20 protein-coding genes are annotated in these 24,741 nt (G+C 46.0%); 12 read left to right on the top strand and 8 right to left on the bottom strand.

The window, feature by feature from the left end:
* Window positions 1-55: 55 nt before the first annotated feature.
* The 3 genes from rsmC to hemL all read right to left on the bottom strand — a co-directional run bounded on the left by rsmC (window position 56) and on the right by hemL (window position 3,793).
* Complete coding sequence (gene rsmC, locus OH458_RS17050) at window positions 56-1,078, bottom strand: 16S rRNA (guanine(1207)-N(2))-methyltransferase RsmC (RefSeq protein ID WP_269979219.1); 1,023 nt, start codon at window positions 1,076-1,078, stop codon at window positions 56-58.
* 71 nt (window positions 1,079-1,149) lie between these two features.
* Window positions 1,150-2,241 (bottom strand): AI-2E family transporter, encoded by a 1,092-nt coding sequence (locus OH458_RS17045; protein ID WP_038137559.1) that lies wholly within the window; start codon window positions 2,239-2,241, stop codon window positions 1,150-1,152.
* A gap of 259 nt (window positions 2,242-2,500) precedes the next feature.
* Entirely contained in the window at window positions 2,501-3,793 is a 1,293-nt protein-coding gene (gene hemL / locus OH458_RS17040; RefSeq protein ID WP_269979218.1) for a glutamate-1-semialdehyde 2,1-aminomutase, read from the bottom strand.
* A gap of 260 nt (window positions 3,794-4,053) precedes the next feature.
* Here hemL and erpA point away from each other — a divergent pair, with 260 nt between their 5' ends.
* The 3 genes from erpA to OH458_RS17025 all read left to right on the top strand — a co-directional run bounded on the left by erpA (window position 4,054) and on the right by OH458_RS17025 (window position 8,785).
* Window positions 4,054-4,395, top strand: a complete 342-nt coding sequence (gene erpA / locus OH458_RS17035; RefSeq protein WP_038137912.1) for an iron-sulfur cluster insertion protein ErpA — start codon at window positions 4,054-4,056, stop codon at window positions 4,393-4,395.
* Between the two features lie 177 nt (window positions 4,396-4,572).
* Complete coding sequence (locus OH458_RS17030; protein ID WP_269979217.1) at window positions 4,573-5,655, top strand: efflux RND transporter periplasmic adaptor subunit; 1,083 nt, start codon at window positions 4,573-4,575, stop codon at window positions 5,653-5,655.
* A gap of 13 nt (window positions 5,656-5,668) precedes the next feature.
* Window positions 5,669-8,785 (top strand): efflux RND transporter permease subunit, encoded by a 3,117-nt coding sequence (locus OH458_RS17025; RefSeq protein ID WP_269979216.1) that lies wholly within the window; start codon window positions 5,669-5,671, stop codon window positions 8,783-8,785.
* A gap of 46 nt (window positions 8,786-8,831) precedes the next feature.
* On the opposite strand, the gene OH458_RS17020 is transcribed toward OH458_RS17025, so the two are convergent.
* Window positions 8,832-10,118 (bottom strand): peptidoglycan DD-metalloendopeptidase family protein, encoded by a 1,287-nt coding sequence (locus OH458_RS17020; protein WP_038191271.1) that lies wholly within the window; start codon window positions 10,116-10,118, stop codon window positions 8,832-8,834.
* Window positions 10,119-10,248: 130 nt separating this feature from the next.
* Between OH458_RS17020 and tyrS the strand changes: the two genes are divergently transcribed.
* On the top strand, window positions 10,249-11,436 hold the full coding sequence (gene tyrS, locus OH458_RS17015) for a tyrosine--tRNA ligase (protein WP_269979215.1): 1,188 nt from the start codon (window positions 10,249-10,251) through the stop codon (window positions 11,434-11,436).
* Between the two features lie 429 nt (window positions 11,437-11,865).
* Complete coding sequence (locus tag OH458_RS17010; protein ID WP_038137547.1) at window positions 11,866-12,711, top strand: magnesium transporter; 846 nt, start codon at window positions 11,866-11,868, stop codon at window positions 12,709-12,711.
* On the opposite strand, the gene dacB is transcribed toward OH458_RS17010, so the two are convergent.
* Together dacB and OH458_RS17000 are read right to left on the bottom strand one after the other, a co-directional pair.
* Window positions 12,690-14,111, bottom strand: coding sequence for a serine-type D-Ala-D-Ala carboxypeptidase (gene dacB / locus OH458_RS17005; RefSeq protein WP_269979214.1), 1,422 nt, complete (start codon window positions 14,109-14,111; stop codon window positions 12,690-12,692). The genes OH458_RS17010 and dacB overlap by 22 nt on opposite strands.
* Window positions 14,112-14,213: 102 nt before the next feature.
* Complete coding sequence (locus tag OH458_RS17000) at window positions 14,214-15,209, bottom strand: porin (RefSeq protein WP_269979213.1); 996 nt, start codon at window positions 15,207-15,209, stop codon at window positions 14,214-14,216.
* Window positions 15,210-15,746: 537 nt separating this feature from the next.
* Between OH458_RS17000 and greA the strand changes: the two genes are divergently transcribed.
* Entirely contained in the window at window positions 15,747-16,220 is a 474-nt protein-coding gene (gene greA, locus OH458_RS16995) for a transcription elongation factor GreA (protein WP_005474321.1), read from the top strand.
* A 70-nt stretch (window positions 16,221-16,290) separates the two neighbouring features.
* On the opposite strand, the gene yhbY is transcribed toward greA, so the two are convergent.
* A complete protein-coding gene (yhbY, locus tag OH458_RS16990; protein WP_005474258.1) occupies window positions 16,291-16,587 on the bottom strand; it encodes a ribosome assembly RNA-binding protein YhbY in 297 nt (98 codons plus the stop codon).
* 138 nt (window positions 16,588-16,725) lie between these two features.
* On the opposite strand from yhbY, the gene rlmE reads away from it, so the two are divergent.
* The 6 genes from rlmE (at window position 16,726) to rimI (ending at window position 22,675) form a co-directional block, all read left to right on the top strand.
* Window positions 16,726-17,355, top strand: a complete 630-nt coding sequence (rlmE, locus tag OH458_RS16985) for a 23S rRNA (uridine(2552)-2'-O)-methyltransferase RlmE (RefSeq protein WP_005474337.1) — start codon at window positions 16,726-16,728, stop codon at window positions 17,353-17,355.
* A 108-nt stretch (window positions 17,356-17,463) separates the two neighbouring features.
* Complete coding sequence (gene ftsH / locus OH458_RS16980; RefSeq protein WP_269979212.1) at window positions 17,464-19,431, top strand: ATP-dependent zinc metalloprotease FtsH; 1,968 nt, start codon at window positions 17,464-17,466, stop codon at window positions 19,429-19,431.
* 51 nt (window positions 19,432-19,482) lie between these two features.
* Window positions 19,483-20,313 carry a dihydropteroate synthase gene (gene folP / locus OH458_RS16975; protein WP_269979211.1) on the top strand — a complete coding sequence of 277 codons (831 nt, stop codon included), beginning with the start codon at window positions 19,483-19,485 and terminating at the stop codon, window positions 20,311-20,313.
* 30 nt (window positions 20,314-20,343) lie between these two features.
* The gene (glmM, locus tag OH458_RS16970; RefSeq protein WP_005474251.1) at window positions 20,344-21,684 is read left to right on the top strand and encodes a phosphoglucosamine mutase; all 1,341 of its coding nucleotides are present in this window, start codon (window positions 20,344-20,346) and stop codon (window positions 21,682-21,684) included.
* A gap of 140 nt (window positions 21,685-21,824) precedes the next feature.
* Window positions 21,825-22,223 (top strand): DNA polymerase III subunit psi, encoded by a 399-nt coding sequence (locus OH458_RS16965; RefSeq protein ID WP_269979210.1) that lies wholly within the window; start codon window positions 21,825-21,827, stop codon window positions 22,221-22,223.
* Window positions 22,224-22,228: 5 nt separating this feature from the next.
* The gene (rimI, locus tag OH458_RS16960) at window positions 22,229-22,675 is read left to right on the top strand and encodes a ribosomal protein S18-alanine N-acetyltransferase (protein WP_269979209.1); all 447 of its coding nucleotides are present in this window, start codon (window positions 22,229-22,231) and stop codon (window positions 22,673-22,675) included.
* 6 nt (window positions 22,676-22,681) lie between these two features.
* Here the strand turns inward: rimI and OH458_RS16955 are convergent, their stop codons facing one another.
* Complete coding sequence (locus tag OH458_RS16955; RefSeq protein ID WP_269979208.1) at window positions 22,682-24,733, bottom strand: putative bifunctional diguanylate cyclase/phosphodiesterase; 2,052 nt, start codon at window positions 24,731-24,733, stop codon at window positions 22,682-22,684.
* Window positions 24,734-24,741 lie beyond the last annotated feature (8 nt).

Here is a 24,741-nt window from a genome sequence, read left to right as displayed (position 1 = left end):
ATCGGTAATTATTTATAAAAGCCCCAGTTATGGTCGAGTAACTGGGTCTTAGAGACTATTTTTGGGCGTGGTAAATAGTGAACTTGTTGGTCTTATTTAGCGTCTCGCAATTACCATACGCTTGTTCAATAATGGGCGGGTATTTCAAGAAACTGTTGGCAACGATAAAGAGCTCACCTTGTTTCGTTTGTTGTTTCGGCGCTGTCGCGAGTAAGGTTTCGGTTGCACTGTAGCTAGTGTCCAGACCTGCATGAAAAGGCGGATTACTAACGATAAACTGATAGTCATCGCTGGTATCTGAATACACGTCCGAGGCAAACACCTTACCTGATAGTTGGTTTGCCGCTAAGGTCGCTTTACTCGACTCAACCGCGAGCGCGCTGATGTCACACATTTCGAGCTCGATCTCTGGGTTAAGTGTCGCCATTACTGAACCAATCACACCGGCGCCACAACCGAAATCTAGCACCTTTCCTGTCAACGCTGGCAAAGTATCCAAGAGCAATTGACTGCCCACATCGAATTGGCCATGACTAAATACACCAGGTAGACTTTTTATGGTTAAGTCGTGCGCTTTGTAGCTGACTTGGTAGCTCTTGAACCAGTCAGACATCACAAACGGTTTTACCAGCTCAGTGCATTTTCCCCAATAGAATGAGCATCGACGCGCGGAATCAAACTTGGTTATCGGACCATAAGGCTTAAACATCTTTTCAATGCTTTTTATTCCAGAGCGGTTTTCTCCGACTACGACGATTTCTGTTTCAGTGCCAAGTTTAGCCATCAGCATTGCGAGCAGGTAATCTGCTTCTGCTTTTGCTTTTGGCCAATAAAGCAGCACCATGTCGGCTTGAGTCTCTTGAGTAAACTCTGCACCAAATACACGAGTAATATGATCGTATGGTTCGAGCTGGCGGTAGTAACCATAGTTAGTGGTGAATACACTCACGGATTCACAATGTTTGGCCAGTTCGACAGGAAACAGATCTTCGGCTTCGCCAGCGACAAGCACGTGCTTTCCTGCAAAGTAAGCAAGTTGGCGCTCTGCGATTTGACTCGGTGCGATATAAGCAGACATAGAGGGACTCTACCAAGAATTAAAGACGGGGGATTTTCGCATAATCCCCCGTTGATACCAACTGGTAGCGGTTAGTTTTGATCTTGTCGGTCGAGGAAGTCTTTGAACTCTTCCTCGTAGATATTGAACAAAACCATGGTGACAGCGAAGATCAAAGGGCCATAGATAAGGCCGATTAAGCCAAATAAATGTAAGCCGCCCAACAGTGAGAAGAAGATCATTAGGGTGCTCATGCCTGCATTACCGCTGCCCTGCATCAGTAGCGGGCGAAGTAGATTATCGATTGAGCCTACGATGGCAATGCTCCAAATGGCAAGGAAGATTGCCCAAGTGCTATCACCGGTTAAATAGAGGTAGACAGTTGCAGGGATCCAAATTAGAGCGGTCCCGACCACAGGGATGAAAGACGCAAAGCCCATCATGGTGCCCCAGAATAGTCCTGGGAAACCGGCTAGCCACATCCCGATCCCCCCCGCAATACCCTGCGCGATAGCGGTTAAAAATGAACCCATCACGGCCGACTTTGACACTTGCTCAACTTCATCAAGCAGCTTGTCTTCTTGGCTTCGAGAGAGTGGCAAGATATGACGAATGGCGCTGATGATCTTATCGTGGTCGCGGAGCAAGAAGAAAAGAACGAACAACATCAAGAAAAAATCCATCAAGAAGTTGGTTGCATCGCCCAAAATTTTTGCACTGATACCGACGAGGTTACTGCCGAATGTCGTGGCGAATTGGCCAACTTTTTGGGCAATTTCTTGTGGTTCAACGGTATCAAATGGCAAGTAGGTGTTGACCAACGATAGACCTTTTACCACCCAAGGGTGTTCAAAGAGGGTTTGGATTCCACCATGCGTAACCCATTGGTACACATTTTGCGAAAAAGCCGAGCCTTGCTGCACGATTGCGGCAAACACAAACAAAAGTGGCACAACAATAATGAAGGTTAAAACCACACATGAGAGTAAGGACGAGATATTAGGATGGTTTGGTAGCTTCTTTTCGATCCACTCATGAATAGGAAACATGAGTAGAGAGATAATGAATGCCATAACGATAGAGTTGATATACGGTTCGACCAATAGAAAACAGGCAAAACCAGCAGCCAAAAGAGCGGTAATGAGAACCCAATGGCTGGAGGTGATTTTCACTTTATCTGACACGATTTTGTCCAAAGGTTTGACGTTGTATCAGTATAATGGCTTTAAAACAGACAGTTATCAACGAAGAATCAAATGAGTATCAGAGGTGAGTCAAACTATGGGGTGCTGTAACAATGATAAAGGTTGTGAAAAGCAGCAAAAAGCGAGGCGGGTGATTCCTTGGTTTCGCATCGTTTTACTCGGCTTAATTGTGCTGGTTGTTGTTCACTGGCAATAAAAAAGGCTGCAAAACGCAGCCTTCATAATTTGCTTATTGCGACTACGCTTCTTTCGCTAGAATAGCAAAACAGCGATCTGCGGCTTCTAATGTTGCTTCAATCTCTTTGCTGCCATGTGCAAGAGACGTAAAACTTGCTTCGAAAGCAGAAGGTGCCAGATAAACACCGTGGTCTAGCATCAGGTGGAAGAAGCGCTTAAAGCGTTCGATATCACACTTAGTCACGTCTTCGTAACTGGTAATGGTTTCTTGGTCGGTAAAGAAGAAACCGAACATGCCACCAACTTGGTTAACCACCAGTGGGATACCATGGTTATCGGCTAGCTCTTTAAAACCGTCAGCCAGCTGTTTCGTTTTAGAAGCAAGACGCTTTTCGTTGCCTTCTTCTTTTAGAAGGTTCAGACAAGCAAAACCAGCAGCCATAGCGACCGGGTTACCTGATAGTGTACCTGCTTGGTATACTGGACCAGTTGGTGCAATATATTGCATCACTTCTTTGCGACCGCCAAAGGCGCCAACAGGCATACCGCCACCAATGACCTTACCGAGTGTTGTTAGGTCTGGCTTGATGTTGTAGTAACCTTGAGCACCGCCTAATGCAACGCGAAAGCCCGTCATGACTTCATCAAAGATCAGCAGTGCACCTTCTTCATCACAGATTTGACGTAAACCTTCATGGAAGCCTTCTACAGGAGGGATACAGTTCATGTTGCCAGCAACCGGTTCAACGATGATACATGCGATCTCGCCTTTGTTAGCCGCAAACAGCTCACGCACCGAATCTTGGTCGTTGAAAGTAGCGGTAAGTGTGTGTTTAGCAAAATCTGCAGGTACACCCGGAGAGCTTGGTTGACCTAGTGTTAGGGCTCCAGACCCCGCTTTTACTAGCAAGCTGTCGGCATGGCCGTGGTAACAGCCTTCGAATTTCATGATTTTGTCTCGACCAGTGAAGCCACGAGCAAGACGAATCGCACTCATGGTCGCTTCTGTACCAGAGCTCACCATGCGGATTTGCTCCATTGACGGTACTAGCTCAGACACAAGCTCAGCCATCGCAATTTCCATTTCAGTCGGTGCGCCAAAGCTAAGGCCACGCTGAGCGGCATCAATCACGGCTTCACGGATGACCGCATGGTTATGACCGAGAATCATTGGTCCCCAAGAACCAACGTAGTCGATATACGCTTTACCATCAGCATCGAAAATAAGAGGGCCATCTGCGCGCTCGACAAAAATTGGAGCGCCGCCAACGCCGTTAAAAGCACGCACTGGAGAGTTGACACCGCCAGGAATGGTTTGCTGTGCTTTCTCGAATAAGTCTGCTGATTTGGTCATGGGATATCCTCTTTTGATTGCTCGGACCAATTTGGCTCGCATTGTACCTGTCGATTCCCGTTCAATAAAACGCTTTGCAGCACATTCTGAGCACTTTGACACCAAATAGCAGGTAATTTGGCTAAAAAAACGCTTCCCATGTGGCGAATACTTGAACGCTTCACTCAGGTATTAGATAATCCCGGTATTAATACTAAAGATGATGTTCCAGATAGTGGCAGAAGATGCGCTCTGGAAATTCACCACTGAGAGAGGTCATCGTGAGCGAAGTAAACATACCACTAACATTTTCAGATGCCGCCGCTAAGCGTGTGGGGGCGTTGATTGCTGAAGAAGAAAACCCAAACTTAAAACTGCGAGTTTATATTACTGGTGGCGGTTGTAGCGGTTTTCAGTACGGATTTACATTTGATGAGAGTGTCAATGAAGGTGACACCACGATCGTTAATAGCGGAGTTACCCTAGTGGTTGATCCGATGAGCCTGCAATACTTAGTTGGCGGTCAAGTTGATTACACCGAAGGGCTAGAGGGTTCACGTTTCTTTGTTAATAATCCCAATGCGACGACCACTTGTGGTTGTGGAGCTTCATTCAGCGTTTAAGCTGTTATTGACTTGCGTTTTCTAAAGGCTGCATCTGCAGCCTTTTTTAATTGAGTTATTAATCCAGAAACTGAGATCTAAGCTAAATTACTGTCCAAGTGTAATTTATTTTTAACTGGTTACTTTATATCCTGATTTGAACGCCCCTGATGGTGAAAATAAAAACAAAGGATTGTTATGGCTAGTTTCTCATTTACCCGCTTTATTGCTGCTCGTCCCTATATCGTCTCTATAATCATCGTTCTGATCCTTTCGTTTTGGCTTGGCTTAGGCGCGATAAAGGCCGAAGAATCAGGTCCAGAGAAATCATCACAAGAAGTGCCGCTTGCCAAAGTCGCTTTTCAAACCTTCAATGCTCAAAAAACGTATAAATCTATCGAATTGTATGGGCGCACTGCACCGAATAAAGAGGCTAAGTTAGGCGCTGAGATTGCCGGTAAAATCATCCAGCTAAAAGTGGAAAAAGGGCAAAGTGTCGAACAAGGCCAAGTGATTGCATTGATAGACAAAGGCGATCTTGATATTCAACTAGAGCGCGCCAGAGCAATGCTCAAAGTGCGCGAGAAAGAGTTTAACGCAGCCAAATCTTTAAAAGATAGAGGGTTACAAGGTGAGGTTGCCTATACCAATGCTCAAGCGGCACTCGTAGAAGCCAAAGCAATGGTAAGTAATGCAAAAATTGCGTTGCGAAACACCTCAGTAACCGCTCCTTTTTCCGGAATTGTCGAACACCTATTTATTGAGCGTGGTGACTTTGTTGGCGTGGGCGATCCTGTTGCATCGTTGATCGACCTGAGTCAAATCATCATTGAAGCGGATGTCAGTGAGCGACATATTCAAGATTTAACGCTTGGGCAAAGCGCTCGGGTTCGCTTTATTGCGGGTGAGAATACGGAAGGCCAAGTGCGTTACATTTCTCGAGTCTCTTCACCATCGACCAATACGTTTCCGATTGAAATTGTGCTCTCCAATCCTGACCAGCGTATCCCTGCCGGGATCAGTGCGGAAGTAGAACTGAATCTCAAAGAAAAGCTAGCGATTAAACTCACGCCTGCCATGTTAGCGCTGGACGATTCTGGCAATCTAGGTGTAAAAACTCTTGTTGAAGAAACCGTCCATTTTGTCCCTATCCAACTCGTGAAGGCAGAACAAGATGGGGTTTGGCTGACTGGACTTGGTGAACAGGTGAAGATCATCACCACAGGACAAGGTTTTGTTCGCGAAGGTGATCGCGTCATTGCCGTTGAACAATCGTTGTAACTAGGAGGTCGTTATGTTTGCATTAATTGATGCGGCCTTGTCGCGCACGCGGACTATGTTGGTGTTACTCGTCTTTGTTCTGATCGCCGGCGTGTTAACCTATATTACGATTCCCAAAGAATCGAGCCCAGACATTACCATTCCGATTATCTACGTATCGGTTGGTCACCAAGGTATTTCCCCAACGGATGCAGAGAGATTACTGGTTCGCCCCATTGAACAAGAGCTAAGATCGATTGAAGGTGTCAAAGAGATGACCTCAACAGCATCTGAAGGACACGCGTCTGTGATGCTTGAGTTTAGTGTTGGCGTTGACCTTAACAAAGCGATGGCCGATGTCCGTGAGGCGGTTGATCTGGCTAAACCTAAACTGCCTGCAGATAGTGATGAACCTACCGTTAATGAAGTCACTCTTGCATCGGAAGAGCCCGCGTTAACCGTTGTTCTCTACGGTACGGTCCCAGAGCGAACCATAGTTCAAATTGCCCGAGAACTGCGTGATAAGCTTGAGGGCTATCGTCAAGTCTTAGAAGTGGATATCGCTGGGGATCGAGAAGATATTGTTGAGATCATTGTCGATCCATTGCTCATGGAGAGCTACGGTCTTGATCAAGCTGATATCTATAACTTAATTGCCCTTAATAACCGCGTTGTCGCAGCGGGTTTTGTGGATACCGGTTATGGACGTTTTTCTGTCAAAGTCCCATCTGTTTTCGATTCATTAAAAGATGTCTTAGAGTTGCCCGTCAAAGTGGACGGCAAACAAGTCATTACTTTTGGCGATGTGGCCACGGTGCGCCGAGCGTTTCGTGACCCAGAGAGCTTTGCCCGTTTAGATGGTAAGTCGGCGGTAGTGCTGGATGTTAAAAAGCGGTCCGGTGAAAATATCATCGAGACGGTGGAGCTTATTAAAGCTGTTATGCAGGGCGCTCAGGAGCGAGAAGATTGGCCAAGTAACTTATTGGTTAAATACACGTGGGATCAATCTGATGACGTTAAGATGATGCTTAACGATCTGCAAAACAATATCCTGTCTGCGATCATTTTGGTTGTGATCGTCATTATCGCGATATTGGGTGTCCGCACGGCGCTTTTGGTGGGTATCTCCATTCCGGGCTCATTCTTGACGGGGCTTTTAGTGCTGTCCGTGTTTGGTTTGACGGTCAATATTATCGTGCTTTTCTCGCTGATTATGGCTGTTGGTATGCTGGTGGATGGTGCGATTGTTGTGACGGAGTTTGCCGATAGGCGAATGCAAGAAGGCACGCCAAGGCGAGAGGCGTACCGAGACGCGGCGAAACGAATGGCTTGGCCGATCACCGCTTCCACTGCGACAACACTAGCGGCTTTTGCGCCCTTGCTCTTTTGGCCGGACATCACAGGCGAATTTATGAAGTATTTGCCGCTGACGCTGATTGCTACATTGGCCGCATCCCTTGCGATGGCGTTGTTGTTTGTCCCTGTTCTAGGCAGCTTGATTGGTAAACCGCAAAATGTCACGCGTCAACAGCGCGAAAAAATGCTCGCACTGCATGATGGCGACTACACCAAAGCGACTGGGATAACGAAACTTTACTTCCATACCCTAGATATCGCGATACGACATCCGTTCAAGATTTTGTTGAGTGCAATATTGCTCGCCATCGCGGTTGGTTTTACTTATGCAAAAGCGGGGTTAGGCGCGGAGTTTTTCCCAGAGGTAGACCCGCCATTCTTCACGGTAAAAGTTCGTTCTTATGGCGATCTCTCTATCCATGAGAAAGACGTCATTATGCGTGATATTGAGTCGGTAATGCTTGGTCACGATGAATTTGAAAGCGTCTACACTCGCACCGGAGGGGATGATCAAATTGGTCAAATACAGATCACTCCTGTGGATTGGCAATATCGACGTAAAGTCAAAACCATCATTGACGAATTGAAGCTTACAACCGACCAATATGCAGGTGTCGAAATAGAATACAAGTTCCCAGATGCAGGGCCGCCAGTTGAACATGATCTCGTGATTGAAATGTCTACGCGCGTTCCTGGTGAGTTAGATATTGCCGCGAAACGGGTGCGTCACTGGGCGGACTCTTATGCCGCATTTACCAATATCAGTGATAACTCGAGTAAAGCGGGGATAGATTGGCAAATCGACATTCGTCGTGATGATGCTGCTCGTTTTGCTGCGGACGCGACGTTAGTGGGCAACACGGTCCAGTTTGTCACCAATGGTTTGAAGTTAGGGGATTACTTGCCAGATGATTCAACCGAAGAGGTAGATATCTTGGTGCGTTACCCAGAAGACAAGCGTGATATCGGCCGTTTCGATCAGCTTAAAGTCAAAACAGCCGCAGGCATGGTACCCATCACCAACTTTGCCAGTATTGTGCCTGACCATAAGCAAGATACGATTCGCCGTATTGATGGTCATCGCGTGCTCAACATTTTTGCTGATATCAAAGAGGGGTATAACTTGGCACTTGAGCTGCCGAAGGTTGAGCAAGAGCTTGCCAAGTTAGATCTGCCTGATGGCGTGGAATTTAAGATTCGAGGTCAGAATGAAGAGCAAGAAAACTCGTCGGCGTTTCTGCAAAATGCGTTCTTGGTTGCTTTAGTGGTTATGGCGCTTATTCTGATTACTCAGTTTAATAGTTTCTACCAAGCGTTTCTTATTCTTTCGGCAGTTCTGTTTTCGACAGTTGGGGTGTTTGTTGGTTTATTGGTATTCCAAAAACCGTTTGGCATTATTATGTCGGGCATCGGTGTGATTGCTCTTGCGGGGATTGTGGTCAACAACAACATCGTCTTAATTGATACCTACAACCAATTGCGTCGCCGAGGGCTAGACAAGCGAGATGCGATTTTGAGAACTGGTGTGCAGCGTTTACGACCTGTGATGCTAACTACGGTGACGACCATTCTTGGCCTGTTGCCTATGGTACTTGAGATGAATATTGACCTGGTTAACCAAAAGATAGAATTTGGTGCGCCAAGTACCCAATGGTGGTCCCAACTCGCGACGGCTGTGGCGGGAGGCTTGGCATTTGCGACGGTATTAACCCTAGTTTTAACGCCATGTCTATTGATGTTAGGGCGTGAGCACAAGGTGGAAGATGAGGCCAATACGGTAATTGAAGCGAAATAAGCAAGATAAAAACAAAGCCCCGCGAGTGTGCGGGGCTTTGTTATTTTTACTCCGTTGCCAGTAGCTTACTGTAACGCTCTAGTTTCGCTAACCTTAACTCGGCATTGGCAATGAAGGTTGTTTTTGCTTTACCCGTCAATGATTTGGATTGTGGTAGCTTCACCGTTCTAGGGTTTTTATGCACCCCATTGACCAAGAACTCATAGTGTAGGTGCGGACCGGTTACACGACCTGTGCCACCCAAGGTACCTATGGTTTGCCCTTGCTTGACCCTTTGACCTGTTTTTACCGTTCGTTTGGTCAAATGAAGGTACTTGGTAATGTACGTATTACTGTGTTTGATAAACACGTAGTTACCGTTGAACTGATTGTAGCTAGATTTTAAAACGGTACCATCGCCAGCCGCCCAAATAGGCGTACCAACAGGCGCTGCATAGTCGGTGCCTCTATGAGCACGAACCTTACCTGTCACTGGATGACGACGTGTCGGGTTAAAGTTGGATGTTACGCGGCGAAAGTCGAGTGGTGAGCGTAAAAAGGCCTTCTTCATTGCTCGACCATTTTCGTCGTAGTAGTTCCCCGTTTTGTCATCTAAGATGGCTTTAAATGTATCGCCTTGGTTGGTAAAAATAGCGGCCATGATCTTGCCTCGGCCAACCACTTCACCCTCGACTACTTTCTCTTGATAAAGGATTTCAAACGAATCATTTTTACGAATATCTAACGCAAAATCGATATCCCAGCCAAAAATCCCCGCCAGCTCCATGATTTGGTTTGCAGTTAGCCCTGCACCAACCCCAGCGTTCCAAAAGTTAGAAGTAATGACATTGCTAGCGTAGTTATATTGGTAGTGAACTTCCTTCTTATCAATGCTTGAGGTGAATCCATCACTTGATTTGGTTATTAAGAAGGTTTCGTATGCGCTAAGTTGGCGTTTGATTTGAACAAGTTCATTATCGCCGTCAAACCCAAACAAAAATGAATCTCCAGGACGAACCTTAGTTAACTGATTGGCGATTTCTTTGCTGGTTGATGTGAGTTGATACAGTAGGCGAGACGACAAACCCGCGCGTTGGAATAGCAACGCCATACTGTCTCCTGAACCGACAGTATGTTTATCCCAACGCAGCACTGCAAGATTGGATCGGCGCGTTTCTAACGTGAGTGCCGTTGGGTCGATTGAGAGTGGGTACGCTTTGCCAATTTGATATTGGCGCTCATCTTGGCGTAAGTCTTCAGGCTCGGGCAAAAACAAGGCGATGACGATAATAGCGCTAAAAAGAGCGATAAGGGCACGGTGCATCCATGGAAGCCGAGCGAAAATAGACAACATTTTATTGTTCGTTCTAAAAAATTAAGTAAAAAAGCCTAGCTGTTTAGTCTAACTGGTTTCAAAAAGCATCGCTATTCAAGTAATATGGCAAACTATTAAATTTTTGCCAAATCTGTGGGAGTGAACAAGAATGGCGAGCATTGAAGCTGCACTAGCCGAGATTAAGCGCGGTGTTGACGAACTAATTCCAGAAGAAGAACTGATTGCTAAATTGAAAGAGGGGCGTCCTCTTCGCATCAAATTAGGTGCCGATCCAACTGCACCGGACATCCACCTAGGCCACACAGTTATCCTAAACAAACTGCGTGCTTTCCAAGAGCTAGGTCATGATGTGACATTCCTAATCGGTGACTTCACTGGCATGGTTGGTGACCCAACGGGTAAAAACACAACTCGTCCACCATTGACTCGTGAAGACGTACTGCGTAACGCAGAAACGTATAAAGAGCAGGTGTTTAAGATTCTTGACCCAGCAAAGACGAAGATTCAATTCAACTCTGAGTGGCTTTCTGAGTTAGGTGCAGAAGGCATGATTCGTCTTGCTGCCAACCAGACTGTTGCTCGTATGCTTGAGCGTGATGACTTCAAAAAGCGTTACTCAGGCGGCCAGCCGATTGCTATCCACGAGTTTATGTATCCACTCCTACAAGGCTATGACTCGGTGGCAATGGAAACGGACGTTGAGCTTGGTGGTACGGACCAAAAGTTCAACCTGCTAATGGGCCGTGAACTGCAAAAAGCACATGGTCAGAAGCCACAAGTTGTTCTGACGATGCCACTTCTTGTTGGTCTAGATGGCGAGAAGAAAATGTCTAAGTCAGCGCACAACTACATTGGTATTAGCGAAGCGCCTAGCGAAATGTTCGGTAAGATCATGTCGATCTCGGATGACCTAATGTGGAATTACTATGAGTTGCTTTCATTCCGCCCGCTAGAGGAAATTGCTGAGCTCAAGGCAAGTGTAGAATCTGGCAAGAACCCACGAGATGTGAAAGTCGCCTTAGCGAAAGAGATCATCGCGCGTTTCCATAGTGAAGCTGATGCTGATGCGGCAGAGCAAGAGTTCGTTAATCGTTTTGCTAAAAACCAGATCCCTGATGAAATGCCAGAATTTGCGTTTGATGCGGGTCTTCCAGTCAGCAACCTACTGAAGGAAGCGGGCTTATGTGCCTCGACTTCAGAAGCGATGCGCATGGTTAAGCAAGGTGCTGCGAAGATTGATGGTGAAAAAGTGGCAGACTCTAAGTTTGCCCCAGAAGCGGGCACTTATGTGTTCCAAGTTGGTAAACGCAAGTTTGCACGTGTTACCATCAACTAATTGACAATACTTTGAATTGAAGCGCCTTTTAGGCGCTTTTTTTATATTTAGATGCAGAGTTATAACCATCTCAAATGTTAGGCTTTTTGACTTCAAATTGACTGTTTTTTTGCCTAAGTTTTGTTACTATGCTCGCGCTGTCAGTATGGCAGTTTATTTGGAGACTTTTATGAACAATATCGACCATCCTCCTAGTAGCAAGGGAGAAAAATAAACCACGCCGGTATTGTCGTTTCCGCCTCTACCTGTTTGGTAGAGCAATCCTCTTTTCTTTGATTCCTCATGTTTTTCTCCTCGAAAACTAGAAACTAAATACAGAACATATTTACCTTTCAATACGTTTAGGTTGCTTTTTGTTTCTAAACGTCACCGTTTGTTTACCATTCTGTATTTGATGGTCGTTACCTATTGCCAATCGGGAGATTCGCCATGACGGTAATGAGCAATACGTATATCGAAAACAACACACACTTTTCTCAAGAAGAGATTGGTGCGGCTCGTAATGCATTTTTGCAGTATGAACAAAATCAACAAGTGCATCTGCTAACCGTGATGCCAATAGAAGAGGCGGTGGCGATACTGCATCACTGCTCTGTTGGCTATGTTCAGCAATTACTATCTCTGTTGGAAAATGAAGGGCATGACAAGCGCGCTCGCCATTACGCTCATCAACTCGGGTTTATTCATTCAGAAGTTGAGACGGCTAACGGTTATTTGAGTACCTCTGTCGTAGAGCATGTGAAGCAACGAATTGGTTGGATCATCGCTCTAGCGCTGTTGGGGATTGTCTCAGGGCTTATCATTGCTCAATATGAAGATACACTTAGTCAGCTTGTTTTATTAGCGATCTACATGCCCGTGATCGCCGCAGCTGGTGGTAACACTGGCACGCAAGCGGCAACCTTGGTGATTCGTGCATTGGCGACGGGAGAGCTCAAGAAGCGGCAGTGGGTCAAGGTTTTTTGGAAAGAGAGCCGAGTGGCGCTGTGCTTGGCGTTTGCCATCTCTTTGGTAATGGTCGGTCGCATTCTATTGTTTAGCGACGGATCCACTACGGGAGGCTTTGAGCTTAATACCATTGCAATGGCGATTGCAGTCGCGCTGTTTATTCAAGTGACTATGTCGACAACGTTAGGGGGGCTATTACCTATCCTTGCGAGAGCGTTCAAACTGGACCCTGCGGTGCTTGTGAGTCCAGTGTTGGCGTCTATCGTCGATATCTCGGGCATGTGGATTTACTTCACCGTGGTGAACTATTTCTTGGGTATTGCCTGACTAAATGAGATCACATCCTTGTAAAACAAGGTCTCGAACTGAGTTATTGGAGCGACGGTAGGTTTACCCTCGCTCTTTTCTTTTGCTTGATGGTAATCCGTAACGAATTGGACAAATAGCGTCTTGGGCTCTCCACTGGCATCGGTACCAAAGCCTGCCATATTATAGCTACCATAGAGTGAGCCACTTTTACCGATAATCGCTCCTTTTACAGGACTTTTTCTCATACTTCGACGATATTTCAACGTTCCGCTTTCACCAGACTTGGGCAGCAATGCAACCAAATTGAGCTGCTCATCATTTTGCCAAATGTAGCGCAGTATTTTCGCCATGTCCCCGCTGCTAAAGCGGTTATTGCGTGATAATCCCGAGCCGTCTGCGAGCGGAGTGTCAGACAAGTCGACTCCGGTATGAGCGAAGATGATCTGTTTGATCGCTTTCGTTCCGTTGGAAAAGCTTCCGGGCTGAATGAAGAACTGGCTTCCTATCGTTTTGGTTAGGTTGTCTGCAATCAAGTTGTCGGATCGTTTTAGCATCTCATCCAACATAGGGAGCAGCGACACTGAATGGTGTTCAGCGAGGATTTGGTTATCAAGCTTTGGCTTGCCAACGCGAATATTACCTTCAAGCTCGAGATTGAGCTGAGTGAGCAAGGTGTGAAGCATTCGCTGAGCATATAATTCTGGACTTTGTACCGCGAACTTAAGTGGTAGAGGTTTACTCCGTTCGACCAAGCAGCCTTGCAATTGGTAGTGATTATCTGGCGATGAAATAAGACCTAAATCGCATTGGGTTGCCTCTTGCTCGGTTTTAGTGACGCTGATGGCAGAAGTTGAGGCATAAATAGGAAAATGCTCAGGTACGTAAACGCGAGTCTTTTGGTTTGCCTCTGTGTAAATAGAGGCTTGAACGCAGTTTTCATCCAAGGTGATAGCACTCGCTGGCGCGCTGTAGCAAACCCCCAGTATGTCCCAAGGCCAGCCCACGGCGCGGTCGTAACCAGTAAACGCACTATTATCGAGCCATAGATCGCCTTCGATCTTTTTAAGTCCTTGCTGCTGAGCTGAGATTAATAGTTGTTTGAGAGCGGCGGTGGTCAGGGTTGGATCACCAGAAAACCGAATCACGACATCTTTATCCGCTTTACCTATTGTGGTCGTGAAGCGAAAGTTGTCGCCCAGCTCTAGTTTCGCCGCGAGCGCCGTGACGATTTTTAACGTGCTCGCAGGAGGAAAGTACTGAGTATTGTTGTTTGTGGTCAATAGCACTTGTGGTTTGTCTAACCGCTCGACCAGTAAGCCTGCCCTATGTCCTTTCGGTAGTGACTCTAATGGAGAGTAGGCTAGGCAGGAAAAAGTCGTACAGACGGAAAGTAGAGTGGTAATACACAAGGTTTTCATGATTCAGTTGTCGGCTATTGGATGGGCATGAGTCAGTATAACCAGTAAAAAAAACGCCCGCTATAGAGCGGGCGTCTTAGATTCATGACTGTTAGTCACAAATTAGAAGTCGTAACGTAGACCGATTGCTAGTTCGTCTTCTGCATCCATAGAAGATGCTGTACCGTTGCTACCAACTTTACCTAGCTTGTCGCCTTTGTCGATAAGGTTGAAGTTGTAAGATACATAGCCACGGAAGTTAGGCTTGAAGTAGTAAGTCGCGTCAATTGCTACGTTGTCAGCTGATGTTTCGCCGTTAGTTTCAGCGTTGTTGTACGTAGTGCTGAACACAGTTTGGTTTAGCGTGTAAGCAGCTGCAAATTCGTAACCAGTGTAGTCCGCGTCTTTCTTGTCTAGCTCACCGTTAGTGTATACCGTTGCAAGGTACAGATCTTGGATTGAGTAAGACGCTGCAAGCATGTATTCATTTTGGTCAGCTTGGTCTGCGTAACCTGCACCTAGATTTAGGCCAGTATCAGCAACAGCGTAGATAGCAGATAGAGAGTAACCATCCGCACCGTTGTCACCGTATGCACCTGGGTTAGATGTTGTACCCTCTGTGCGGTCAGCGAAGCGGTAGCTTGCTTTTAGGCTTAGGTCGTTGAATTGGCCTTTGTAAGAAATCATGTTGTCTACACGGTCAGCGGCAGCGATTTTGTGCGCTGCAGAGTTACCGTGGTAAGCCATGATATCTGTGAAATCTGTAATAACGCCTAGAGCACCGTCGTTTTTACCGTAAGTTACTTCACCAAATTTGCCGCCTAGACCTGCGTAGATGTATCGGTGATCGATATCATCTTCGTTTTTGTTGTCTGCAGTGGTGAATTCACCTTCGTAGAAACCAACGCCGTATAGACCGTCAGTGATTTGAGTTGTACCTAGGAAGTTTAGACGTACGCGAGAGTTGTCTTGCGCTTTACCGTCTTTTAGTGAAAGACGTGCTTCAGCACGGCCGCCCATTTCCAGAGTAGTGCCGTCTTGGTTGTAGATTTCTGCCGCGTTTGCGCCAGTAGCCACTGCTGCAGCTGAAACTGCAAGAGCAATCAGAGTTTTGTTCATCTTATAAGTCCTAATTTACTGTCCATAAATAGTTATATGCGAGCGATAACACAGTTTGCATGGGTTATCCTCTAATTATTGCTCCTGTGAATCAATACTCATATTCAAGATTCATGTTAGAAATCTGAAGAAAGTCTTCACTCGATGAGAGCAATCGGTGAGCAATGTTTTAACGTGTAAGTTCCCTGATGGGTTAGTAAAATGATATAAATTTGAATTATGAACACTGTTTTATTTTGTGTTAAAAAACATCAAGCTTATGATTTATATGGTTTTTTATGTGCACTTGACATTGCTCTGACATGGCTATTTTTTACGTTTTTTTAGTTGAATAAGGACGTTTTTACATTTCACGGAAGGTGCTGATTTAAAAATAATCAATACCAATGTGAGCAACCTTTTGATGTGTGGGATTTATGGTGATTTAGTTGCCAAGTTTGTTTACACTAGAATAAATTGATTAGTTAACTCACTACCTAATCCCTGCGGTTAGGTAGTTTTGTTTTGTCCAAAGATAGCTTTGGAATGAGGTAAACAATGGAAAAAGTCCCTATGACGGTACGTGGCGAAAAGCAGCTACGTGAAGAACTCGACCGCCTATTAAAACTTCGCCCACAAATTTCTGAAGCAATTGCTGAAGCTCGTGAGCTAGGTGATCTGAAAGAAAACGCGGAATATCATGCTGCACGTGAAGAGCAAGGTATTTGTGAAGCTCAAATCCGTGATATTGAGTACAAGCTTTCAGTGGCGCAAGTTATCGACGTAACCAAAATGGATAATTCAGGTAAAGTTATCTTTGGTTCGACGGTGACATTGATTGACGTCGATACAGATGAAGAGAAGAGATACCAAATCGTTGGTGATGACGAAGCGGATATCAAATCAGGTCGAATCTCGGTAAGTTCGCCAATTGCGCGTGGTCTTATCGGTAAGATGGAAGGTGATGAGGTTGCAATCTCTACACCTGGTGGCGATCGCGACTTTGAGATCGACCGCGTAGAGTACATCTAAGCGTTAGCGTAAACACCAATACTAAAAAAGGTCGCATAGGCGACCTTTTTTGTTGCTAACGTAACTAGAGTTATTTACGTGGTAGCTCGATTTTGCGCTCATCCGTTTGACGGAAAAGAACTAGCGTTTTACCGATTACTTGTACTTTTTCCGCTTCAGTTTCGCGGATAATTGCATCGATAATCAGGTTTTTAGTCTCACGGTCTTCCGATGCGACTTTTACTTTGATTAGCTCGTGGTGGTTTAGAGCAATTTCAATTTCCGCTAGAACAGCTTCAGTGAGTCCGTTTGCGCCCATAAGCACGACAGGTTTTAGACTGTGCGCTAGGCCTTTTAGATGCTGCTTTTGTTTAGTGCTTAGGTTCATTTCGCGGCCAATTTTCTTTAAAATAAGGGTTGAAAAAAGCTATTTTAACGCCATCTATTGCTGAAGACTATAATTTATTGAGTAATAGGTTCAGCCTATTAAAACAATAGCTCCTATTTGTGCCTTATTGGGATTAAAATGAGTAAACAGAAACATTCAGCTAGCTCAGGCCGCTGGTTGAAAGAACACTTTGATGATAAATACGCGAATGAAGCTCGTAAAAAAGGCTACCGTTCTCGTGCTTATTTCAAGATGGAAGAGATCCAAACTAAAGACAAACTACTAAAACCTGGTATGACGGTTGTCGACTTAGGTGCTGCTCCCGGTGGTTGGTCTCAATATGCTGCTAAGATAATAGGAGACAGTGGTCAGATCATTGCCTGTGACTTACTTCCAATGGATCCGATTGCAGGGGTTAGTTTCCTTCAAGGTGACTTTCGTGACGATGCTGTCTTAGAAGCGCTGCTTGACCGAATCCAACCTTCAATGGTGGATGTGGTCATGTCAGATATGGCACCTAACATCGCGGGTAATAATTCGGTTGATCAGCCGAGAGCAATGTATTTGGTTGAATTGGCTCTAGATATGTGTCGACAAGTTCTAGCCCCTAATGGTAGCTTTGTTGTAAAGGTTTTCCAGGGGGAAGGCTTCGATCAGTTTGTGAAAGAAGTCCGAGACATGTTTAAAGTCGTAAAAATTAGAAAACCTGACTCTTCGCGAGCTCGCTCCCGAGAAGTCTTCGTTGTAGCCACTGGTTACAAAGGTTAACTATTTTGCCTTCTGGGAGGCAAGTTAACACTATAGCTACAGGTTATAAACTGTAGTACCCTACCTTTAATTACAATTAGTTATCGAGAGGCTTACACCTTGAGTGACATGGCAAAAAATTTAATTCTGTGGCTTGTTATCGCTGTCGTATTGATGTCGGTATTCCAGAGCTTTGGCCCTGGAGAGAGCAATGGCAGAGCGGTGGATTACACCACGTTTGTACAGGAAGTTGGCCAAGGCCAGATTCAGGAAGCAACTTTTAAAGACGGTGAGATTACTTTCACTCGTCGTGGCGGCGGCGCGCGTTATGTTACTTACATGCCAGTCTACGACCAGAAGCTCCTTGATGACCTAATTAACCAAAATGTAAAAGTACAAGGCACGCCTCCTGAAGAGCAAAGCTTGCTAGGTACTATCTTCATCTCTTGGTTCCCGATGATTTTGCTAATTGGTGTGTGGATCTTCTTCATGCGTCAAATGCAAGGCGGCGGCGGTAAAGGCGCTATGTCTTTCGGTAAGAGTAAAGCTCGAATGATGAGCGAAGAACAAATTAAGACTACTTTTGCTGACGTCGCAGGTTGTGATGAAGCAAAAGAAGACGTAAAAGAATTGGTGGACTACCTGCGTGATCCAAGCCGCTTCCAGAAACTGGGCGGTAAGATCCCTACGGGTGTTCTGATGGTTGGTCCTCCTGGTACTGGTAAAACGCTACTTGCGAAAGCGATTGCCGGTGAAGCGAAAGTACCGTTCTTTACTATCTCTGGTTCTGACTTCGTAGAAATGTTCGTTGGTGTTGGTGCATCCCGTGTACGTGACATGTTTGAGCAAGCGAAGAAAGCGGCACCTTGTATTATCTTTATCGATGAGATCGATGCAGTAGGTCGTCAGCGTGGTGCTGGTGTTGGTGGTGGCCACGATGAACGTGAACAAACACTGAACCAAATGCTCGTTGAAATGGATGGCTTTGAAGGTAACGAAGGTATCATCGTTATCGCTGCGACTAACCGTCCAGACGTACTTGACCCAGCGCTTCTACGCCCTGGTCGTTTTGACCGTCAAGTGGTGGTTGGTCTACCAGATGTACGTGGTCGTGAGCAGATTCTTAAAGTACACATGCGTAAAGTGCCGCTAGCAGGTGACGTAGAGCCTTCTCTAATCGCACGTGGTACACCAGGCTTCTCAGGTGCAGACCTTGCTAACCTAGTGAACGAAGCGGCATTGTTCGCGGCTCGCGGTAACAAGCGCAACGTTTCTATGGTTGAGTTTGAACTGGCGAAAGACAAGATCATGATGGGTGCAGAGCGCCGCTCTATGGTGATGTCTGAAGAAACTAAAGAGTCAACTGCGTACCACGAAGCAGGCCACGCAATTGTTGGTCGTCTAGTTCCAGAACACGATCCAGTGTACAAGGTATCGATCATTCCACGTGGCCGTGCGCTAGGTGTGACGATGTATCTTCCTGAGCAAGATCGTGTAAGCATGTCTCGCCAACACCTAGAGTCTATGGTTTCAAGTCTTTACGGTGGTCGCTTAGCTGAAGAGCTTATTTACGGTGCAGATAAAGTCTCGACTGGTGCTTCGAACGATATCGAACGTGCAACTGACATTGCTCGTAAGATGGTGACGCAATGGGGCTTCTCTGAAAAACTGGGTCCTCTTCTATACGCTGAAGAAGAAGGCGAAGTATTCCTAGGCCGTAGCGTGACGCAGACTAAACATATGTCTGATGACACTGCAAAGCTTATCGATACTGAAATTCGTCAAATCATTGATCGCAACTACGCTCGTGCGAAGCAGATCCTTGAAGACAACATGGATATCATGCACGCGATGAAAGACGCGTTGATGAAGTACGAGACGATTGATGCCGGTCAGATTGACGATCTAATGGCACGTAAATCTGAAATTCGCGAACCAGCGGGCTGGGGTGACAACCAAAACAACAAGCCGGAAGCGAAAGAAGAAAAAGTAGACGAAAAGCCTGAAGAGACAACCTCTGAAGTAAAAGCTGAAGAGCAACCAACGTCTCAGGAAAGTTCTTCTACTGAAGCGACAGAGAAAAAAGACTCTGAGTAATTGAGTTTGATTAGATAAACCCCGAGGCAACTCGGGGTTTTTGTATTTATTATGATAATCACTGCAAATAACAAAGTCTTAGACTTATCCACTCCTCAAGTCATGGGGATACTTAACGTCACACCTGATTCCTTCTCGGATGGCGGAAAATACAACTCCTTGGACAATGCGCTCCAACAAGCTCAACGCATGATCGATGCCGGTGTCACTATCATTGATATTGGTGGTGAATCTACACGTCCTGGCGCGCCAGACGTTGAACTGACTGAAGAACTCAATCGTGTTATTCCGGTTATTAAAGCGATTCGAGAAAAGCATGATGTTTGGATTTCTGTCGATACGAGTAAAGCTGAAGTGATGCGTCAAGCCGCGCAAGCTGGAGCGGACATCATCAATGATGTTAGAGCATTGCAAGAGCCCGGAGCGCTGCACGTTGCGGCAGAAACGGGTTTACCAGTGTGCTTGATGCACATGCAAGGTCAACCAAGAACGATGCAAGCAAATCCGCATTATGATGACTTGCTTATTGAAGTTGGCCAGTTTCTGGAAGAGCGAGTAGAGGCTTGTGAGGGCGTTGGGATCAAGCGTGAGCAGCTTATATTAGACCCTGGCTTTGGCTTTGGTAAAACGATAGAGCATAACTATCATATGCTGGCCCACTTAGAGCAGTTTCATCAGTTTGGTTTGCCGATTTTAGCGGGTATGTCCCGTAAGTCTATGGTGTTCAAACTCTTGGATAAGACGCCATCAGAGTGTGTTGCTGCGAGTGTCAGTTGCGCTACAATCGCAGCGATGAAAGGCGCGCAAATCATACGCGTGCATGATTTTGAACAAACGCTTGATGCGATGAAAATAGTTTCAATGGTTAGGCAAAACCGTTAAACGCAAAAACGATTATAAAAAGGATTCATTATGTCTGACAAAAGACGTTATTTTGGTACAGATGGTGTTCGTGGCAAAGTTGGGCAATACCCAATTACACCGGATTTTGTACTAAAGCTTGGCTGGGCTGCTGGTCGTGTACTGGCAAAGCAGGGAACAAAGAAAGTCATTATTGGTAAAGATACCCGTATTTCTGGCTACATGCTGGAATCGGCTCTCGAAGCTGGTCTTGCCGCTGCGGGTCTAAAAGCAACGTTTACCGGTCCAATGCCAACGCCTGCAGTAGCTTACTTGACGCAAACTTTCCGTGCCGAAGCGGGCATTGTTATCTCTGCTTCACACAACCCGTACTATGACAACGGCATTAAGTTCTTCTCATCTGAGGGTACTAAACTTCCTGATGATATTGAGCTGGCGATTGAAGCGGAACTGGACAAAGAGATCGAGTGTGTCGAATCGGCAGAACTCGGTAAAGCGACGCGCTTAAATGATGCAGCAGGTCGTTATATCGAGTTTTGTAAGAGTACTTTCCCATCAGAGCTTAGCCTTGCCAATCTTAAGATTGTTGTCGATTGTGCTCATGGTGCGACTTATCACATTGCGCCTAACGTATTCAAAGAACTTGGTGCAGAAGTGGTCGCAATGGGCGTAGAGCCTAACGGCACAAACATTAACCACGAAGTGGGTGCGACTGATGTGCGTGCACTGCAAAAACGCGTGGTTGAAGAGCAGGCACACCTCGGCCTTGCCTTTGATGGTGATGGTGACCGTATCATCATGGTTGACCATTTGGGCAACAAGATTGACGGTGACCAAATCGCTTACATCATCGCACGTGACGCGCTTCGCCGTGGTGAGCTAAAAGGTGGGGTAGTTGGTACGCTAATGACTAACCTTGGTATGGAAAATGGCCTTAAGCAACTTGGTATTCCTTTTGTTCGTGCAGCGGTAGGCGATCGCTATGTGATGGAACAACTCCTTGAAAAAGGCTGGAAGATCGGTGCTGAAAACTCGGGGCACGTGATCCTACTGGACAAAGTCACAACAGGTGATGCGATTGTTGCTGCGCTGCAAGTGATTGCCTCGGTTGTGGGGAGCGATATGACACTTCATGACCTATCACAAGGAATGAAGCTATACCCTCAAGTGCTTGAAAATGTCCGTTTCTCTGGCGACTCTAACCCACTTGAAGCGGCTGCGGTGATTACTGCAACCAAAGAAGTAGAAGCAGAGCTTGGTGAAAAGGGACGCGTGCTACTGCGTAAGTCTGGTACTGAGCCGTTGATTCGAGTGATGGTTGAGGGTGAAGATGCAGAGCTAGTTCAATCGTCGGCACTTAAGATTGCAGAGGCAGTGAAAGCTAGCTTCTAAGCCTCTCTTTCCGAGATCAAAGCGCTACCATCGAGTGGCGCTTTTGTTTTTCTGGAATGCTGAAAGTCGCACTGAAATGGTTGATTCTGTCCGCTAGATTTGTGGTAGCATGGGCGCGATTTAAATGGTGGTGGGTCGGTATGACGCAACAAGAGCAACAGTATTTACATGAGATGGGCATTCAGAGTTATCAGATCGCGCATCCTGAACGATTACTTGGCTACTCGACTCCTGAATGGGTATTGCCCGAGTCATGCCAACTATTGCTAGTCTCTCCTCAGTTACCTCAAGGGGCGACAGCTGTGATGTTTGAGCGCGTTTTAAAAAGCATCAACTTGTCACTTGAGCAGGCATTGCACATCTATCCAGAGCAACTTGGCTTACTTAGCCAACATTCTTTAGAGTGGGTGTGGTTTGCAGGCTGCGAAAAGAATGAGGAAGTGACAGCCAAAACGCTAACCTCTCCGTTGCTCGAAGAGATCGATGGTAATACCCAACACCGCCGCTCGTTGTGGCAGCAAATTTGTACCTACCAATAAACATTATGACTTTACATTGTATTCCACTCGCGCCTGAACACTTAGGCGATGTCTATCGTATCGAATGCTTGGCTCACACTCACCCTTGGTCGCAAACCTTAATCCGTGACATTGATAGTCGAGGAGCTTGTCATCATGTGATGTTCGATGGCGATAAACTTGTTGGCTATTTCTATGCACAGAATATTGTTGGAGAAGTGACTCTACTCAATATTGCTGTCGATCCCAGTTTGCAGGGGCAAGGGTACGGCAAAGCGCTTATTGAGCATCTAATTGCGATATGCCAAGAAGGTGGTGCTGAGAGCATTTGGCTTGAAGTTCGAGAAAGCAATGCGCGCGCCTTTAGCCTATATGAAGCTGTCGGATTTAACGAGGTAGATAGAAGACTCAACTACTATCCAACAGACAAAGGGAAAGAAGATGCACTCATTATGAGTTACATCTTCTTTTAAGATGGGCTATTTCTGGATCGCTTTAATGGGCGAACCGTCTTCAATCGCGTAGTAATTTCTCGTAAAGCGCTCCGTGAGCTCACTCGCTGGCAGAGGCTTATCGAATAAGTAACCTTGGAACTGATCGCAGCCTAACTCTTTGAGGGTATTGAGCTCATTGCAGTCCTCTACGCCCTCGGCAATGACCTCCAAGTTAAGTCGCTTCGCGGTCATGATGATGGTATCAACAATGGCTTGGTCACTCTCATCGAGATGCAGTTGGGTGACAAACGAGCGGTCGATCTTCAACACATCGACAGCCAGATGTTTGAGGTATTTAAGCGATGAGTAACCTGTACCGAAGTCATCGATCGATGTCTTCAAATTGTACTCTTTTAACTTCACCATCTTTTGGATGGCATTTTCCACATTTTCTAGAAGTAGATTCTCTGTAATTTCTAGCTCGATTTGGTCGCCACTGATGTTGGCTTGAGTCAAAGCGTCATGGATGTGTTCGACAAACGAATCCTGAGAGAATTGCAAAGGACTAATGTTGATGGCTAAACGGCGGAAGGTCTCAGGCAGTACGCCTTCTTTTTGCCAAGTAGCATATTGATAACACGCCTTCTCGATAATCCAATTACCGATCTGAAGAATCTGTCCTGTCTCCTCTGCGATGGGCATAAATACCCCAGGTGGCAACAACCCTTTTTCTGGGTGGTTCCAGCGAATGAGCGCTTCTACGCCAATGATTTGATGCTCACTGTTTACTTGAGGTTGGTAGTAAAGTTCAAGGTGACCTTTGTTCAGTGCTTCGTGTAGCCCTTTTTCTATTTCAAGGAAGGACTCAACTTGAGCCTGCATTTCAGGTTCATAGAAGGTGTATTTATTACGACCGCTCACCTTGGCTCTGTATAGCGCAGTATCCGCTTGGCGTAGTACATCAATGTTGGTGTTACCCACAGAAGGGAACAGCGCAATCCCGACGCTCATGGAGCAATAGAGCTGATGATCGTCAATGGAATAGGGGTTCGATATCAATGCTAAAAGTTGCTGCGCCAGTTCATGCGCTTTTTCAGCATTTGTGTTGGGTAACAAGATCGCGAACTCATCACCACCAATGCGTGCGGCGGTGTAATCGTCTTTTAACCACGCCTCAATCCTCATCGAAATCGCTTTTAGTAAGTGATCGCCAATGGTGTGGCCGAGCGAGTCATTAATGGTTTTGAAGCGATCCAAGTCGAGGTAGAAGAGTGCACCAGTTTCACTTCTAACGTTGGAATCATCAATTGCTTTTCCCAATAACTGGAGTAGCAAACTGCGATTGGCGAGCCCAGTTAATGAATCGTAGTAGGCAAGCTGGTTCAACTTAACTTCTGCGGCTTCTCTGTCTTTCCAAAGGCTGTGAAAGGTTTTTGCAAGATGGCCAAGTTCGTCATCTCGATACAGCGTCGGTGGTGGAATGTCGCTTTTGTTGTTCTGCAGTGAACGCACCCAGTCGATCAGCGTGACCAAAGGCTTAGACAGCTTTTGATAGAAAAAGAACAGCAAAATAGACGTAAGAAGTATGTTCCTGAATAAATCAAACAGTAAAATTTTACTGGTTTTGGAAATAAACTCTTTGGCGATATTGGCGCCGTTGACTGAAAAGGCCAGCGTGCCCACCACGACATGTGAATTGGGCTGGTGTAGCTCTGTGGTGTAGACTGGCGTTGTCGGCGTCAAGTAGTTGGAGAGGGCTTCTGTAAAGCCTCCTTGCAGGGATACGCTATTTTCCTTGCGCGTTAGAACATCACCGAAATCATCAATGATCTCCACTCGATAGATTGCATTATCCATCATTAAACTGGATGCGACTTGTTCTGCAAGTAATTGATTTAAATGATACGCAGCTTGACTGGCGTTGGAGTAGTTTTGCAACAGCTTGAACTGATAGTGTTCTTCGATGCGCTTTTGCTCCTGATGAAGATCCACCAAAATATGATAGAAGCTGAAACAGATTCCTAGCAGCACAGAAACTAGAAAGACGGTTTTGGCTTGTCTGAAGGCTAATGAATTTATCTTTTGGCTTTTCGGCATAGTCGTAT

The organism is Vibrio sp. MarTm2, from assembly GCF_027587055.1.
Classification (GTDB): Bacteria; Pseudomonadota; Gammaproteobacteria; order Enterobacterales; family Vibrionaceae; genus Vibrio; species Vibrio sinaloensis_D.
The sequence above is the reverse complement of the archived record's forward strand: the minus strand, read 5'-3'. Positions and strand labels throughout refer to the sequence as shown.

Excerpts from the sequence above, each read along its gene's own strand:
- rsmC (WP_269979219.1), bottom strand. The coding sequence starts at position 1,078 with ATGTCTGCTTATATCGCACCGAGTCAAATCGCAGAGCGCCAACTTGCT.
- hemL (WP_269979218.1), bottom strand. The coding sequence starts at position 3,793 with ATGACCAAATCAGCAGACTTATTCGAGAAAGCACAGCAAACCATTCCT.
- OH458_RS17030 (WP_269979217.1), top strand. The coding sequence starts at position 4,573 with ATGGCTAGTTTCTCATTTACCCGCTTTATTGCTGCTCGTCCCTATATC.
- OH458_RS17025 (WP_269979216.1), top strand. The coding sequence starts at position 5,669 with ATGTTTGCATTAATTGATGCGGCCTTGTCGCGCACGCGGACTATGTTG.
- OH458_RS17020 (WP_038191271.1), bottom strand. The coding sequence starts at position 10,118 with ATGTTGTCTATTTTCGCTCGGCTTCCATGGATGCACCGTGCCCTTATC.
- tyrS (WP_269979215.1), top strand. The coding sequence starts at position 10,249 with ATGGCGAGCATTGAAGCTGCACTAGCCGAGATTAAGCGCGGTGTTGAC.
- OH458_RS17010 (WP_038137547.1), top strand. The coding sequence starts at position 11,866 with ATGACGGTAATGAGCAATACGTATATCGAAAACAACACACACTTTTCT.
- dacB (WP_269979214.1), bottom strand. The coding sequence starts at position 14,111 with ATGAAAACCTTGTGTATTACCACTCTACTTTCCGTCTGTACGACTTTT.
- OH458_RS17000 (WP_269979213.1), bottom strand. The coding sequence starts at position 15,209 with ATGAACAAAACTCTGATTGCTCTTGCAGTTTCAGCTGCAGCAGTGGCT.
- greA (WP_005474321.1), top strand. The coding sequence starts at position 15,747 with ATGGAAAAAGTCCCTATGACGGTACGTGGCGAAAAGCAGCTACGTGAA.
- yhbY (WP_005474258.1), bottom strand. The coding sequence starts at position 16,587 with ATGAACCTAAGCACTAAACAAAAGCAGCATCTAAAAGGCCTAGCGCAC.
- rlmE (WP_005474337.1), top strand. The coding sequence starts at position 16,726 with ATGAGTAAACAGAAACATTCAGCTAGCTCAGGCCGCTGGTTGAAAGAA.
- ftsH (WP_269979212.1), top strand. The coding sequence starts at position 17,464 with ATGGCAAAAAATTTAATTCTGTGGCTTGTTATCGCTGTCGTATTGATG.
- folP (WP_269979211.1), top strand. The coding sequence starts at position 19,483 with ATGATAATCACTGCAAATAACAAAGTCTTAGACTTATCCACTCCTCAA.
- glmM (WP_005474251.1), top strand. The coding sequence starts at position 20,344 with ATGTCTGACAAAAGACGTTATTTTGGTACAGATGGTGTTCGTGGCAAA.
- OH458_RS16965 (WP_269979210.1), top strand. The coding sequence starts at position 21,825 with ATGACGCAACAAGAGCAACAGTATTTACATGAGATGGGCATTCAGAGT.
- rimI (WP_269979209.1), top strand. The coding sequence starts at position 22,229 with ATGACTTTACATTGTATTCCACTCGCGCCTGAACACTTAGGCGATGTC.
- OH458_RS16955 (WP_269979208.1), bottom strand. The coding sequence starts at position 24,733 with ATGCCGAAAAGCCAAAAGATAAATTCATTAGCCTTCAGACAAGCCAAA.